The 14,875-nt window shown below is 59.9% G+C and carries 11 protein-coding genes; 4 read left to right on the top strand and 7 right to left on the bottom strand.

Annotated elements, in window-relative coordinates; translation table 11 throughout:
* Positions 1 to 93: 93 nt before the first annotated feature.
* A complete protein-coding gene (locus tag VWZ87_RS01045; protein ID WP_416535395.1) occupies positions 94 to 1,308 on the top strand; it encodes an ROK family protein in 1,215 nt (404 codons plus the stop codon).
* Positions 1,298 to 2,854, top strand: coding sequence for a CRTAC1 family protein (locus VWZ87_RS01040; RefSeq protein ID WP_416535394.1), 1,557 nt, complete (start codon positions 1,298 to 1,300; stop codon positions 2,852 to 2,854). Before VWZ87_RS01045 ends, VWZ87_RS01040 begins: the two co-directional genes overlap by 11 nt.
* Before the next feature lie 17 nt (positions 2,855 to 2,871).
* Here the strand turns inward: VWZ87_RS01040 and VWZ87_RS01035 are convergent, their stop codons facing one another.
* Positions 2,872 to 4,125, bottom strand: a complete 1,254-nt coding sequence (locus VWZ87_RS01035; RefSeq protein ID WP_416535393.1) for a cytochrome-c peroxidase — start codon at positions 4,123 to 4,125, stop codon at positions 2,872 to 2,874.
* Positions 4,126 to 4,216: 91 nt separating this feature from the next.
* Positions 4,217 to 5,275 carry an aldose epimerase family protein gene (locus tag VWZ87_RS01030; protein ID WP_416535392.1) on the bottom strand — a complete coding sequence of 353 codons (1,059 nt, stop codon included), beginning with the start codon at positions 5,273 to 5,275 and terminating at the stop codon, positions 4,217 to 4,219.
* Between the two features lie 319 nt (positions 5,276 to 5,594).
* Here VWZ87_RS01030 and VWZ87_RS01025 point away from each other — a divergent pair, with 319 nt between their 5' ends.
* Positions 5,595 to 6,278, top strand: a complete 684-nt coding sequence (locus VWZ87_RS01025) for a sugar transferase (protein ID WP_416535391.1) — start codon at positions 5,595 to 5,597, stop codon at positions 6,276 to 6,278.
* Positions 6,279 to 6,472: 194 nt separating this feature from the next.
* Positions 6,473 to 7,909 carry an oligosaccharide flippase family protein gene (locus tag VWZ87_RS01020; protein WP_416600993.1) on the top strand — a complete coding sequence of 479 codons (1,437 nt, stop codon included), beginning with the start codon at positions 6,473 to 6,475 and terminating at the stop codon, positions 7,907 to 7,909.
* A 606-nt stretch (positions 7,910 to 8,515) separates the two neighbouring features.
* On the opposite strand, the gene VWZ87_RS01015 is transcribed toward VWZ87_RS01020, so the two are convergent.
* From VWZ87_RS01015 to VWZ87_RS00995, 5 genes are all read right to left on the bottom strand, one after another.
* Positions 8,516 to 8,656 (bottom strand): hypothetical protein, encoded by a 141-nt coding sequence (locus VWZ87_RS01015; protein WP_416535389.1) that lies wholly within the window; start codon positions 8,654 to 8,656, stop codon positions 8,516 to 8,518.
* A gap of 83 nt (positions 8,657 to 8,739) precedes the next feature.
* Entirely contained in the window at positions 8,740 to 10,893 is a 2,154-nt protein-coding gene (locus VWZ87_RS01010) for a methyl-accepting chemotaxis protein (RefSeq protein WP_416535388.1), read from the bottom strand.
* 190 nt (positions 10,894 to 11,083) lie between these two features.
* Complete coding sequence (locus tag VWZ87_RS01005) at positions 11,084 to 12,886, bottom strand: aminopeptidase P family protein (protein WP_416535387.1); 1,803 nt, start codon at positions 12,884 to 12,886, stop codon at positions 11,084 to 11,086.
* A complete protein-coding gene (locus tag VWZ87_RS01000) occupies positions 12,879 to 13,877 on the bottom strand; it encodes an ABC transporter ATP-binding protein (RefSeq protein ID WP_416535386.1) in 999 nt (332 codons plus the stop codon). Before VWZ87_RS01000 ends, VWZ87_RS01005 begins: the two co-directional genes overlap by 8 nt.
* Positions 13,874 to 14,872: an ABC transporter ATP-binding protein gene (locus VWZ87_RS00995; RefSeq protein ID WP_416535385.1), complete on the bottom strand. Its 999-nt coding sequence runs from the start codon at positions 14,870 to 14,872 to the stop codon at positions 13,874 to 13,876. Before VWZ87_RS00995 ends, VWZ87_RS01000 begins: the two co-directional genes overlap by 4 nt.
* Positions 14,873 to 14,875 lie beyond the last annotated feature (3 nt).

The following is a 14,875-nucleotide window of genomic DNA, read 5'->3' as shown; positions in this document are numbered from 1 at the left end:
GAAACTCAAATTAAATAATGTATCATGAGGCCAGATATCTTGTCGGGCGGCGCTTTCCTGCGATAAGTCGCCTGATAATAAGGGGGAAATACGGTGGTTAAATCGGACAGGCTTTCACATTCCGGCGAACTGCGTGAAAACAGTCGCCTTCAGGTATTCGATACCATCCGGGCCGCAGGGCAAATCGCACGAATCGATATCGCTCAGGCCACCCGCATCAGCCCCGCCACCGTCACGGCGATCACCGCCGAACTGCTGGCCGCAGGGCTGATCGAGGAAGTCAGCCCGGATACAGCGCGCGGTGCCAAACGCGGCCGCCCACGGGTCGCCCTCAAAATCTGCGGCAGCGCCCATCGGATCGCCGGGCTGAAATTGTCGCATCACGCCATCACGACCCTGATCACCGATTTCGAAGGCACAGAGCTGGTCAGCCACGAAATGCCCCTGCGTGGCGGTCAGATGTCGCCAGAGGCCCTTTGCGAGAAAATTGTCGAAGCCCTGGACCAGAGCTGCGCCAAGGGCGGGTTCACCCGCGCGCACATCTCCGGAGTTGGCATTGGCATGGCCGGCGTTATGGATGCCGAGCGCAATTTCATCTACTGGTCATCGTCGCTCAACGTGCGGAATATCGATCTTGGCAGCCTTCTTGGCAGCTATCTGAGCATGCCGGTGTTTATCGACAACGACGCCAATCTGGTCGCCAAGGCTGAGCATCTCTTCGGTGAAGGTGACACCCGCAGCAACTTTGTCGTGGTGACCGTCGAACATGGTGTCGGCATGGGCATCGTCATCGACAATCAGATATATCGCGGCGCGCGGGGCTGCGGCGCAGAATTTGGCCATATCAAGGTGCAGCTCGAAGGCGCGCTGTGCCAATGCGGCCAGCGCGGCTGTCTGGAAGCTTACGTCGGCGACTACGCCCTGCTGCGCGAGGCGAATATCACCAGTGGCGTCGAACGGCACAAGGATCTCGCCTCGCTTTATGCTGCCGTCGGTGACGGCGACACCATGGCGCAATCCATCCTTGACCGCGCCGGGCGCATGTTTGCCATGGGACTGGCCAATATCGTCAATATATTCGACCCGCAGATGATCGTTTTGGCGGGTGCGCAGCTGGCCTTTGGCTACCTGTCCTCCGACAAAGTGGTGGAGGAAATGCGCCGCTGGGTGGTTCAGGTGGACGGCCCCCTGCCCGAAGTGCGCGTCCATGGCTGGGGCAACAAGATGTGGGCAAAAGGGGCCGCCGCCTATGCGATTGAAGAAGTCTCCGCACTGACCATCCGCGAAGTTGCCAGCCATGCGGGATAAACTCTCATATATCCTCGCGCCGATCTGGCTCCTGCCGCAGATCGCGCTGGCGGACATCCCCGAGCCTCCGGTGTTCCGCTCCCAACCAGTTCCCGCGCATGTCTATGATGGCGGTTGGGAGCATTTCGTGGGTGGGGGGCTCGCCTCGCTGGATTGCAACGACGATAAATTCCCTGATCTGGTGGCGGCGGGCGGCAGCAACCCGGTTCAGCTGATGATCAACCAGAGCGAGGCACCAGGCGCCACGCTGCGGTTTGCATCCGCTACACCGGCCGCCCTGGCACAGACAGGTGTCACCGGCGTCTACCCGCTCGACATTGATGGTGACGGTATTCTCGATCTTGCCCTGCTGCGCGTTGGCGCGGATCAGCTGCTGCGTGGAACCGGAAACTGTCAGTTCGAACCCTTCGATGGTCTGGGTTTTACCAGTGGTGACCACTGGACCACCGCGTTTTCGGCCACCTGGGAGCCGGGCGCGCAGCTGCCGACGCTTGCCTTTGGCACCTATGTCAACCGAAGCGACCCCGAGGGTCCGTTTGAGGCCTGTGATGACACACTGTTGTATCGGCCCGATGGTGACCGCTACGGCCCGGCCATCCGGCTCCAGCCAGGGTACTGCGCGCTGTCCATGCTGTTCACCAATTGGCACCGAAGCGTTGGGGCAACCGCCCGCGGTCGGGCCGATCTTCGGATCAGCAACGACCGACATTACTATGTCCGGGGTGGGCAGGAGCAGATGTGGAAAATGACCACGCCGCCAAGGCTCTACCAGCAGGACGACGGCTGGCTGCCCTTTCACCTCTGGGGGATGGGGATAGCGTCTCGCGATCTGAACGGTGACGGGTTTTCCGATGTCTACCTCACCTCGATGGGAGATCAGAAACTACAGCTGTTTGATCCAAGCGGCACCGGCCCCGCCTACCGCGATGTGACTTATGATTACGGCACCACCGCCCACCGCCCAACCAGCGGCGGTGACGGGCGACCATCCACCGGGTGGCACGCGGATTTTGGCGATGTGAACAACGATGGGCATGACGATATCTTTGTCACCAAGGGAAATGTCGAACAGATGCCCGATGCCGCCATGCGCGACCCGAATACCCTGTTGATTCAAGGGCCAGATGGGCGTTTTTCCGACATGGCCGCCGCTGCGGGTATTGCCAGCATGGAACGTTCTCGCGGCGCCGTGCTGCGCGATCTCAATCTCGATGGGCAGCTTGACCTTGCCGTGATCAACCGGCGCGCGCCAATGGAACTCTACCAGAACACCACCAGCCCATCCGGAAACTGGCTGAGCCTGTCACTCAAGGGCACTGCCCCGAACACGCAGGCAATTGGTGCCTTCGTCGAGCTGGACACAGGCATAAGGATACACACCCGCGAGATCACTGTGGGCGGCGGCCATGCGAGCGGCTCTGCCGGGGATCTGCACTTCGGTCTGGGAAAGAGCGATGATCTGCGGTTGCGCGTTATCTGGCCGGATGGGGAAACCACAATCTGGCAAGAAATCACGCCCAACCAGCATCTTACCCGAACACAATAGACTCTTGGACCGGTAGATCAGCGTTCCACCGGCAGGCCCGATGGAACGCTATCCGGCACCCCAAGCCGCCCCTTGGCTGCGGCGCTGTCGGTCAGCGCTTCCAGAAAAGCCACGAGATCGGGAATATCCCCGTCACTTAGCGCAATCGGATCCAGATCATTCGCCGCCGCGATACGCTCCAGCTCGACCGGATCATCCATGACGGCCCAATCCGACACCCCATCAAGACCGGGCAAGATCGCCTGGCTGCGATCATAAGACATCAGCGCCGCGACGGGATCCAGATGGTGACGCACAACAGCCTCCAAAGTGGCATAGGCGCCGTTATGCCCATAGGGCGCTGTCAGCGCGACATTGCGCAGCGACGGGGTGCGAAAGCGGTAAGCGTCATCCGGGTTTCCAGTCACCCGCAACCGCCCCTCGTCGCGGGCGTGGGTTTCAAATCTGGCGGCCTTGCCCGGACCAAGCTGCGGCATCGCGATTGAATGAAACCTATTGTCCGTCTGCAACCAGCCTGTATGGCACCGGCTGCATCCGGCGCCCCCGTAGAAAAGCTCCTGCCCCCTTGCTGCTGTGGTGGGCAGGGCCTCTCCATGCAGCTGAGCACGATCAAACGGGCTATCATCAGCCCGCCATTCAAACCGGATAAACGCCGCCAGCATATTGCCGATATCGGTAAAGCGGATGGGTTCTGCCGCTCCCAGGACCTCATCGAAACGCTGCCGATATTCGGGGATCTCTGCGACCCGGCCCGCGATGATATCCCATGCCCCACCGGGATGGCTCAGCTGACCCAGACGTACCGCGCGCGAGACATCATTTTCGCCGTAGTGGCCGGCCATCTCATCTGCCGAAAGCACCGGAAACATCGCCTGTGCGGCCAGCGCGGAATCGAATCCTGCGACCATGTCACCTTCCAGCGGCGTGCGGATACCCGACCCATATGCGGGGTCAGCCTCCAGTCGGCCGTCGTGGAACATCACATCCATATCATCAGCGCCAAGATTCCAGAGCGCAGGCGCATTACGTGGAATACGCTGTTCAGGACGGTTGTCCGGATCCGCGCGCCGCTCAGGGCCAAGCGTGGTTGCGCCCTCGCCCAGCGACAGGGAGACGCCGTCACCTGTGCCAAACCGTGGATGATGGCAGCTAGCGCAGCTGATGTTGCGGTTGCCCGATAGAATGGGATCATAAAACAGCAGTTGGCCCAGCTCGACCTCTGCCTGTATCTGCGGGGCAAAGCTTGGCCGCGGCCCCAGATCCAAATTCATGGACTGTTCCTCAGCGCTACCAGCACAGGCGAAGGTCGCGTTCGTTATGCAGATCGCAATCGCGCCACACAGGCGATGTCGACGCCGGTAATCAGCCATCTTGCTCCCTCTCCGCTACGGAAAATTTCAGCAGCAACTTCTGGCGATACGGATGACCGGGGTCCACCAGAACACTCGGGAAATGGGGCTGATTTACAGCATCCGGCAAACCCTGCGGCTCGATACAGACGGCAGAAAAGGGTGCCAACCGCTGTCCATCCCGCGCGGCGCAGGAACTGTTCAGATGGCTCGCCGTGTAAATCTGCGCACCCGGTTGATCTGAAAAAACCCGCATGACAACACCATTGGAGGCGCCAAGCTGGGCTACCTCGCGCATATCACCCGAAGCGTTCGGGGGGAAATTCACATGGATATCCGTGCCAAGCCGCTCTGGATCCAGCGCGGCAAAGCTCCGGCCAGCGCGATAGTCAAATCTGGTACCGCTAGTTGGTGCAATTTCGCCCGTAGGCACCCCATCCCGGCGCAGCGGCAGATAGCTCTCGGCGCTGCTGCGCAGGCGGTGCTCCCAGATATCGCCCTTGATACCAAGCGTATAATAGTTGTGCTGCGCCAAGCTAATCGGGGTGAGCTGGTCCACCGAAGCTGTCATATCATAGCTGACCGTTGTGCCGGACACCGCAATCCTAAGCCGGATATCGGCACCGCCCGGATAGCCGTTCTCACCATCCGCGGAGAAGTGGCGCAATTCAACCGCCCCGGCCCCCAGCCGCCGCATATCCCAGAACACCCGTCCAAGCCCCTGCGCGCCGCCGTGAAGTTGGTTGCTCCCTTCATTGGCATTAAGAGAAACCTCGCGACCCGCGAGGTGGAAACCCGCCCCGCCAATCCGATTGGCCACCCGGCCAACAATGGCACCCAGATAATACGGATCCCCCAGATAGGCCGCCATATCGGCATATCCCAGCACCATGGGTTGCCAGGTTTCACCATCGCGCAGATCCAGCCAGGCCGTTATGGCGCCAAGGTTCATCACCCTTAGCCGCAGATGATCATTCTCCAGATCGAGCCAACGCAATCTCTCGTCAGCATCGTCCCGCAGATGCGAGTGCTGCTGTAAGGCTCTGGAGCGAGGCTGGCTGGATGATGGCATACAGGGGCGTCCTTTGGGTGCAGAACCCCGGAAGTCCTGGTGATGATATTTATTTCACCGATCAAATTAATACGCCGAACGGCGGCTGTCAATTCAACTGTTCGGCCGCATCACCAGCTCGGGATCGCTTGTTCAGCCTGGCTGCCGATCTGCATACCCCGTCTTGAGAACGCCCCAGCATGACTTTGTTTACGACAAAATCTTGCCACGAATTTGAATCAAATCTTAGGAAAGGCGGACGAGATCGCAGCCAGAAAATCGGCCAGCGACCCTGTCGACATAAATGTCGACACCGCGAGGCTGAAGATCGGGGTAAGGCATGAGCGACATTACGAATTTTGACCACCTGCGCGCGCCATCAGACAGCGGTCAGGCGGCAGAACCGCGCTTCGATATTTATGCAAGAATCGGAAAGCGCCTTCTTGATATGTCACTTGCGCTGGCTCTTCTGCCCGCCCTCGCCCCGGTTATCGCGCTCCTCTGGCTCATCAGCCGACGCGATGGCGGGCCAGGGCTCTTCGGTCATACTCGTATCGGCAAGGACGGAATACCCTTCACCTGCTGGAAAATCCGTACCATGATCCACGGCGCGGAGGATATTCTGGCCGAGCACCTCAAGTCGGACGCCCAAGCGGCCAGCGAATGGGCCCGCGACCGCAAGCTCAGCCGCGATCCACGGGTCACGGGCTTTGGCCTGTTCCTCCGCCGCAGCAGTCTCGATGAGCTGCCACAGATCTGGAACGTGCTGCGCGGTGATATGAGCTTTGTCGGGCCGCGCCCGATCGTGCGCTGCGAACTGCACAGATATGGTCCAGCCGCTTCCGCATATCTGAGCCAAAGACCGGGAATCACCGGGCTGTGGCAGGTATCAGGTCGCAACGATGTCAGCTATGCTGATCGGGTCTCCTTTGACGTTGATTACCTGAAGCGGCGGACATTCGGCTTTGATATCAAACTGATCCTGCTGACCGGCCGCTCAGTCATTGCGCGCACCGGACGGTAAACGGGCCATTAAGCCCTCTGCGGTAATGTTCAGCCAACGGCGATAGGGATCAGGGTCTGCACCAAGGGTGACAGCCGCGGCAGATTATGCTCCCTAACTGCAAAAGCGGGACCAACAGAATGCACGACAGCAATACCGATGCTTCGACACTCAGCCATATATCGCAGGGCCGCGGCCGCCTGGCGCTGATTGGCGTGTTCTGGTCCTTCGTCAACATCATGGTCAGCAACGGCTTGACCGTGGTTGTGTTCCTGGTGACCTCTCTATTGCTGGAGCCCGCCGATTTTGGCGCCGTGGCTCTGGCCACCTCGATCGTCATCTGGGTCATGACATTGGTGCCGCTGCCGCTTGGAGACGCCATCATTCAACGCAGCGACCTGAGGCAGAGCCATCTGGACAGCGCATTCTGGCTGACGATGGTGATCGCACTGGCCACTATTGCGATCCTGGTTCTCTGTGCGCCGATGATCGCGTCCTGGACCAAACTCGAGGCACTTGCGATTATATTGCCGGTGCTGTCGCTCCGTATCCTGTTTGTATCACTTGGAAATATTCCCGCCGCACTGGTGAACCGGCGAATGGAGTTTCGTCATATTGCGTTGCGGACAACCCTTGCAAATGGGCTGGGCGCGGCAGGTTGCCTGCTGCTCGTGTTGCAAGGATATGCCATCTGGGCACTGGTCTGGGCACAGGTCATTACCGCGATTGTCGGCTGCGTCGTCTCCTACTGGGCCGCTGGCTGGCGCCCTGGGCTACAGCTCTCGAGGGCCGCTTTGACGGATCTGCGCGGCTTTACCCTGTTAACGATGGGTGGCCGGATGATCGAACCGACCAAGATCAACCAGATCCTGCTCGGGATCGTCGCCGGCCCAGCAGTGCTCGGCATCTTCTTTTTCGCCCGCAGAATGTGTGAAATCCTGCAGGAGCTTACCATTGGCACGCTCTTGCCTGTCACAAGGGTCCTATTTGCCAGTCTGCAAACTGAAAAAGAACAACGGCGGGAAGCGTTTATCCTCAGCAGCTTCGCCGCTGCAACCGCCGCCTTGCCGCTATTCATCGGCTTCATCATTGTGGCCCCGACGGCGATACCCTTCGTCTTTGGCAGCAAATGGCTCGCCGCGATCTACCCGCTCCAGTGTTTTGCAATGCTCAGCCTGATGATGAGTATCGGCGTCATGCAGGCCTCTTTGCTCAGGTTCTCCGGTCATGCACGTTGGTGGTTCGGATTTGAATGTGTCGTCAGCCTGTCTGGATTTGCAGCGATCCTGCTGCTGGCCCCGGAGGGTCTGAACAGGATCATGTCCGCATTGGTTGGCATTTCCTTCTTGCTCTGGCCGGTCGCCACGCGCAAAACTCTGAAAACCCTCGAAATCTCGGCGACAACCTATATCTTCGATGCACTGCGCCCCGCGCTGATTTCTGTCTCAATGATGTCCATTGCGCTCTTCGCGCTACGTGAGTTGGGGCCGCCGATGTATGGCACCCCACAGCTTATGGCTCAACTTGCGGTCGCAATCCCCACCTATCTGATCATGATCCTCCTCGTGGGCGGCGACCGCTTGCAGCAAATCCTAGGAAAGATCCGCAACAGAAGAGATCGCGATCCGGTTGAACCTGGCGCTCACCAGTAGACGTTTCCACCGGCGACTGCCGTCAGCATTCTGATTTGCACCCGCATCTCAAATCGCAGGCCTACCGGCGTTCGCAGCCAAACTATGATCCGCAGCACCTCTCCAGCGGACGCCAGTCATCTCATGACGCCATGTCGAGGTTTCCAGGAGCTGGGCCGTTCGGTGCGCGCAGTGGACAAAAGCCGGTACCATGGTCAAAGGCGATACGGTGCAGCATCGGACACTCAGGAAGCAGAGGCTGACTTGCCGCCCAGAACCATGGAAACCGCTGAAAGAGCCGCGCGGTATTGAAGCAACACCCGCCCATCTGCTTTGACAGGCTTCCGGTTGGCACCGCTCCCACCGCAGGGATGCCAACAGACCGCGAGCCAGCTCAGGATCGTCGCCCCGTCAGGATCAAACATCCGCTGGTCGTTTGCATGCTGATGGGTAGCGGACAATGGATGCTCCAGACTGAATGATCTCAATCGGGTGCTGCACCACTACCCGGCATGATAGGGATCTGGATCGTCAAACCTGCTTTGCGCCGCCCCGCAACAAACCACTTCAATCAACCAGAGTTGGCGTTAGCGTGTCATCCTTGCGACCTCGCTGATTGCGGGAAACTCAGATCACGGAAACGCTGCCGGACTGCAAACCATCCAGCTCAGGAATGACCCAAAGATCCGACACGGGGCCATCACCGGCAGCAACAGCGGACATCAAAGACGAGAGCCACCACTCAAAGGAGTGGTGGCTATCAAGCATTTGGTGGAGCTACTCTCGGACTCACCGACCCCGCCTGGACACCCAGTGACGCCCGCGCCTCCAGAGCAGTCTAAGTCAGCGCCCTAGGCCGCAGCCGTATAACTGTGGTGCTGCGCACTCTGCACGGGCTGGCGGCCAGCATCTCCAGTCTGAAAGGCTGTGACCAGCCGCGACAGATTGGTTGTCTCATGGTCCAGCGAACTGCAGGCGGCGGCGGTCTCCTCGCACATGGCGGCATTCTGCTGCTGGGCAGCTTCCAGCGTGCTCATCGCGCCATTCAACTCCGAAATGCCCCTGGATTGCTCGTCGGCCTGTTTGGCAATATCGCCAACATGTTCCGAAATGCTGCCAATGGCATTCATAATGGTCTCCAGAGAGGAATTGGTCCTGCCGACCAGATCCACGCCATGGGCCACCTGCGCTGCGGAGGCGGTAATCAGCTTCTTGATTTCTAGCGCCGATTCAGACGAACGCAGCGCAAGACTACGGACTTCGGCGGCAACAACCGAGAACCCGCGACCCGCTTCGCCAGCCCGCGCGGCTTCAACACCGGCGTTCAGGGCAAGCAGGTTTGTCTGAAACGCGATATCGTCAATCATGCCGGTGATCCGGGTGATCTGCTCGGAGGTAGCGGCAATCGAATCCATCGCATCAACCGTCTCCCGGGCAACCGCGGAGCTGTTTGTTGCACTCTGATTCACGGATGTGACCAATGCCTCAGTTTCGCGCGCGCCGCTGGCGACATGCTGGACGTTCTGCGTGAGTTCGCTCAGCGACGCCGCAGTCTCTTCCAGCTGAAGCGCGGATTGTTCTGTGCGCTGCGACAGATCGTTGGTTGCCGAGGAAATCTCCGTCAATCCGGTATCGATCGAACGTGCCGAGTCATTGACCGAGGTGATCAGCTTGCTCAACTGTTCAACAGTATTGTTGAAGTCCTGGCGCAGCCCCTCATACTGGCTGGGCATTTCATCGTGGATTTTGACATCCAGCCGCCCGGAAGCCAGCTGTTGCAAATTCTGGGCAAGGGCCTGAACAACCGCCTGCTGCTGCTGCTGATCGCGCAGCTGATTTGCTTCCAGCTCCTCCTTGGATGCCAAACCCTGGCGCAGGGTCTCGATGGACAGGGCCATCGCCCCGATCTCATCTTTACGCTTTGGAATATCAACGGGTTGATGCACCTTCCCGGCGGTAAGATCCTTCATGACCCCAAGCATTCGCCCCAGGGGACGCCGGACAAGCGAGCGCACCGAGAAGAAGATGGTGGCCAGCGTCAGCGCCAGCAAGAGAACATTGGCGATCAGCTGTTCGTAGATGCTTGCCTTTACCGGGTTGACGAAGACATGGCGTGGCACATCCAAGACGACAACCCAGGTCTTGTTCATGCCGTAGGCGGTGAAAGGAAAGAACAGGCGTGTCGACCCATCAGCGCGATCCGAAACGATCTGCACCTCTCCGGTTTCGACAGCGGCCTGGAAATCTGCCACCTCTTCCCCTTCAAAGGCCTGAATCAGCATTTCCGGGTCAGGATGTGACAACCATTTGCCGCCCTGGCCCAGCAGCATCACACTGCCGCCTTCATAAACCGACAGCCCCCGGACAAAATCACCGAGATTATCGAGCACGATATCGACACCGGCAACACCGACGATCTGGCCCTGTGCATTCACAGGCACCGACACCGATGTCAGCAGGCGGTTTTCATTTGAGAGATAAGGTTCGGTGATGACGCTCTCGCCACTGTCGATCGGCAGGCGATACCACTCGGATGTGTCATTGGGATCAACGTTGAACGTCTCGAAATTCAGCCCGCCGGACTCCGCTTTGGTCCAGTAGGCGGCAAAGATACCATCGGCATTTCGTCCCTCTTCACCGGTAATGAAATCTTCGGTGGCGCCGTCCGGAATCGCTGACATCCAGGAAGAGAATACAAGATCATAGCGGCCGGGGACGCCTTCCATGATCTTGATCAGATCGGCGGTGGTTGCATCGCCATCTTCGATATATCCGGATAGCGCGCCGCCTAGTGCCGCCGCAGCTGAGGTCGCTTCGACCAGTTGAGACGACAGGCTTTGCGCGATATCCGAGGCACGCTGCGACGCGCCCTCCAATACCCGCTCCCTGACCTGTGCAGATTCATTGAGGGCCGTAAATACGCTGAAGCAGAGCATCAGCCCGGTAATTGCAACCGTGGTCGCGGCAAGTAGCTTGCCTGATATTGTGTTGAACAGAGCTGGCATTCATATCTCCACTTGGAAGGCTCGTCTTGCACAACCTCTCGCATATTCGCCTGAACAAAGTGTTGACCCACCGCGCCGGGGGCAGTCCCCCAACCGGTTTACCCAGCAGTTTTCAATTAGATTGAAGATATATTTTAGGCCAGCCCCGAACGAGGACTGGCCGCCGCGCAGCAAAGCGAGAGACAGACCTCTAGATCGGGGCCGTCGCCGCCGACAACCACCGGCCCGCTGCATCGCTGACCAAGGGCGATAACCGCTGCAGCACATCCTGATGATACGTATTCAGCCAACAGCGTTCGTCCTCACTCAGATCTGCCGGGATCAGCATGTCGGTTTGTATTGGTGCAAGCGTCATATTGCGAAAGCTGAGGAACCCATCACTTTCTTCAATAACCTCAAAGATGTTCTCAATCCGGATGCCAAAACGCCCGGCCTCGTAATAGCCCGGCTCGATCGACACAACCATGCCAGGCACCAGATCCACCGGATTATAGGGCTTGCCGATGCGTTGCGGGTGCTCGTGCACCGAGAGCCGATGTCCGATGCCATGACCGGTGCCATGGTCGTAATCCAAGCCGAGGTCCCAGAGCGGTCGCCGACAGATCGCATCTATATGATGGCCCTGCGTACCCCGGGGAAACCGCAGCGTGGCCAGCGCATGGAACGCGCGAAACACCGCCGTATACGCCCGGTCATAGCCGTCGGGGCGCATCCCGAAGGCATAGCTGCGCGTGGCATCGGTGGTCCCGGTGTCATACTGGCCGCCGCTGTCCAGCAGATAGGGATTCTGTGGCATTATCGGAGCATTACGCCCGTTGGTGGCCGCGTAGTGGCACATTGCAGCATTGCCTGCCGCGGCTGAGATCGTCTGAAAGCTCTCGGTCAGAAAACCCGGGCGCGCCTGTCGGCAGGACAGGATCTGTGCTTCCGCCTCACGCTCGGTCACCGGCTCACCAGCCGCCGCGCGCGCAGGAACCGTCTGCGCCAACCAGGCCGAGAACTCGACCCAGGCTACCCCGTCTTCCAGATGGCAATCATGCAGACCGGCGATTTCGACCGGATTCTTAACGGATTTGGTCCGGGTCAATATACTGGCCACCGCAGCCGCAGTCGCCCCGGCGTCGGCAATAGTATGACGCACCGCAACCGGCGAAAAATCCGGATCAAACAGGATCCGTTCTCCGGCGTTGCATCGGTTTTGAAGAGCGCCCAGAAACTGCGAGACTGGCTGGGCGGTCACGATGTCCGGCAGGTGATCCTTGACCTCATCATCCAGCTTGGCCGGATCAACGAACCAAGTGACCGTCCCGTTTCTCTCGGCAATGAGAAAGGACTGCGGCATCGGGTTGAAGGCCACATCATCCCCGCGCACGTTCAGCAGCCAGGCAATATTGTCAGGTTGTGTCTCAACCAGACATGCGGCGTCCTGCTCGCTCAGATATGCTGCAAGATCCGCACATTTCTCGGCACTGCTCCGCCCGGCCCATTGCATCGGAAAAACGCTGATCCGCCCGGTCGGCGCTGGCGGCTGGTCCGACCAGATCGCATCCACCGGATTGTCGCCTTGCGGCAACATCGTCGCACTGGCCTGCACAGCGGATGTGGCAAACCGATCGAACCAGCCGGGTGGCAGGTGCATCGGGTCGAACCCGATCTGCCAGCCTGCCTGCGCAACCGCGCCCAGCCAGCGTTCCGGTGGCTGTTCAAAAATGTGAAGCCGCGAAAACAGCGGTCCTGAGCATTCATTTGCGACCTGCACGGTATAGCGGCCATCCACAAACACGGCGACGGTCTCTGCCGTGATGATGGCCATCCCGGCCGATCCGGTAAAACCTGTGATATAGGCAAGGCGTTCGTCATGGGGAGCCACATATTCCCCCTGATGCGCGTCGAACCGGGGCAGAATGAAGGCATCCAGATCGCGGGCACGCAGCTCGCGGCGCAGATCGGCAATGCGGGCGGCGGCAGGGGAGCCGCTCAACATGTCATCCATTTTGATTGATCTCTTCCGCAAGATGGCAGGCGACCTCGCCACGGTCGCCAAGAGGACGCAGGTGCGGGACATCCCGCCTGCAAATTTCCGAAGCGTGGGCGCAGCGCACATGGAACGGGCACCCTGGCGGCACGTTCAGCGGCGACGGCAGCTCTCCCTCCAACCGGATCGCATCCCCTTTGTCATCGGGATCAAGCGACGGGGCCGCACTCAGCAACGCCTGTGAATACGGATGCGCCGGATTGGCAAACAGGCGCTCGCTGTCGCCGATTTCCACGATGCGGCCGAGATAGATCACTGCGACACGGTGGGAGACATGGCGCACCAGCCGCAAATCATGGGCGACAAACAGGATGGTCAGATCCAGCTGCTCCTGCAGCTCCAGCAGAAGATTCACCACCTGCGCCTGAACCGAGACATCCAGCGCCGATACCAGCTCATCGGCGATCAGCACCTCAGGCTCCACCGCCAGCGCACGGGCAATGGCAATCCGCTGACGCTGGCCACCGGAGAACTCATGCGGCAGTTTCTGCGCCGCATCTGCGGGCAGCCGCACCAAATCCAGCAGCTCCGCGACTCGTGTCGGGATCTCGTCGGAGGGGCGCATCTTATGGACCTGCAAGGCTTCGCTCAGGATCTGACCGCAGGTCATACGCGGGTTGAGCGACGAATAGGGATCCTGGAACATCATCTGCACGCGCCGGTTATAGCTGCGGTCGCTGCGCGCGCCGTCGGCGAATATATCCTGCCCATGGTGGCGAATGCTGCCACCCTGCGGCTCGTAAAGCCGGACGATGCAGCGCGCCAATGTCGATTTTCCGCACCCCGATTCTCCGACAACACCTAGGGTTTCTCCCTTCCTCAGCGCCAGGCTGACGCCGTTCAGCGCGCGTACGGCGCGACCGGGTTGCTTGCGCATCACATCAATCAGGCTGCGCGGCAGATGAAACGTCAGGCTGAGATTGTCGATCTCCATCACCGGATCAGTCATGCCACCTCTCCCTGGACCGCGGGAACCGGATTGAAACAGGCCGCGCGACGCCCGGCACTGATCGCCTCCAACGGCGGGCGCGCATTCAGGCAGGCCTCAATCCGTGCGTCGCAACGGGGCGCATAGGCACAGCCTCGGGGCAGCATCTCCAGACTAGGTGGCGTACCCGGCACAGAGTAAAGCGGCGTCCGTGGCGGCACATCCTGTGGCACCGACTGCATCAATCCGGCCGTATAGGGATGGCGCGGCGTGCGCAGCACCTGCCGCACCGCCCCCTGCTCGACGATCCGCCCAGCATACATCACCGCAACATTCTCACAGGTCTGCGCAACGACCCCCAGATCATGAGTAACGAGGATCACGCCCATGTTCATCTCTTCAGACAGGCGCAGGATCAAATCAAGGATCTGCGCCTGAATGGTAACATCCAGCGCTGTGGTCGGTTCATCCGCCAACAAAAGCTTCGGCTGCGCCGCCAGCGCAATGGCAATCATCACTCGCTGCCGCATCCCGCCCGAAAACTGATGCGGATAATCCTGCAACCGAGAGGCAGCCGCCGGGATACCTACATGATCCAGCATCTCGACCGCCCGGTCCCGACGCGCCGCACGCGGCAGATCGGTATGTGCCTTCAGTGTCTCGGTCAGCTGCAGGCCCACGGTCAATAGCGGGTTGAGCGACGTCATCGGCTCCTGAAAGATCATTGCAACCTCACCGCCGCGCACCTGGCGCAGCTGCCGATCCGACAGGCGGGAAATATCCCGCCCCTGCCAGCGCACCTCGCCTGTGACCTCTCCATGGCGACGGGTCAGCCCCAGGATCGACCTGAGCGTGACGCTCTTCCCCGAGCCGCTTTCGCCGACAAGCCCCAGAACCTCACCCTGTCGCACATCAAAGCTGACATCGCGGACCGCAGGCAGCATCACACCGCCGCGTCGAAACGTCGTACAGAGGTTACGGACCTCAAGTATCGGCTGGGTCTCTTTCATGCTCATACT

The sequence above is a fragment of the Phaeobacter sp. JH20_37 genome (assembly GCF_048056015.1).
GTDB classification, from domain to species: Bacteria; Pseudomonadota; Alphaproteobacteria; order Rhodobacterales; family Rhodobacteraceae; genus Phaeobacter; species Phaeobacter bryozoorum.
Note: the sequence above shows the minus strand (reverse complement) of the source record. Positions and strands in the feature narration are given on the sequence as shown.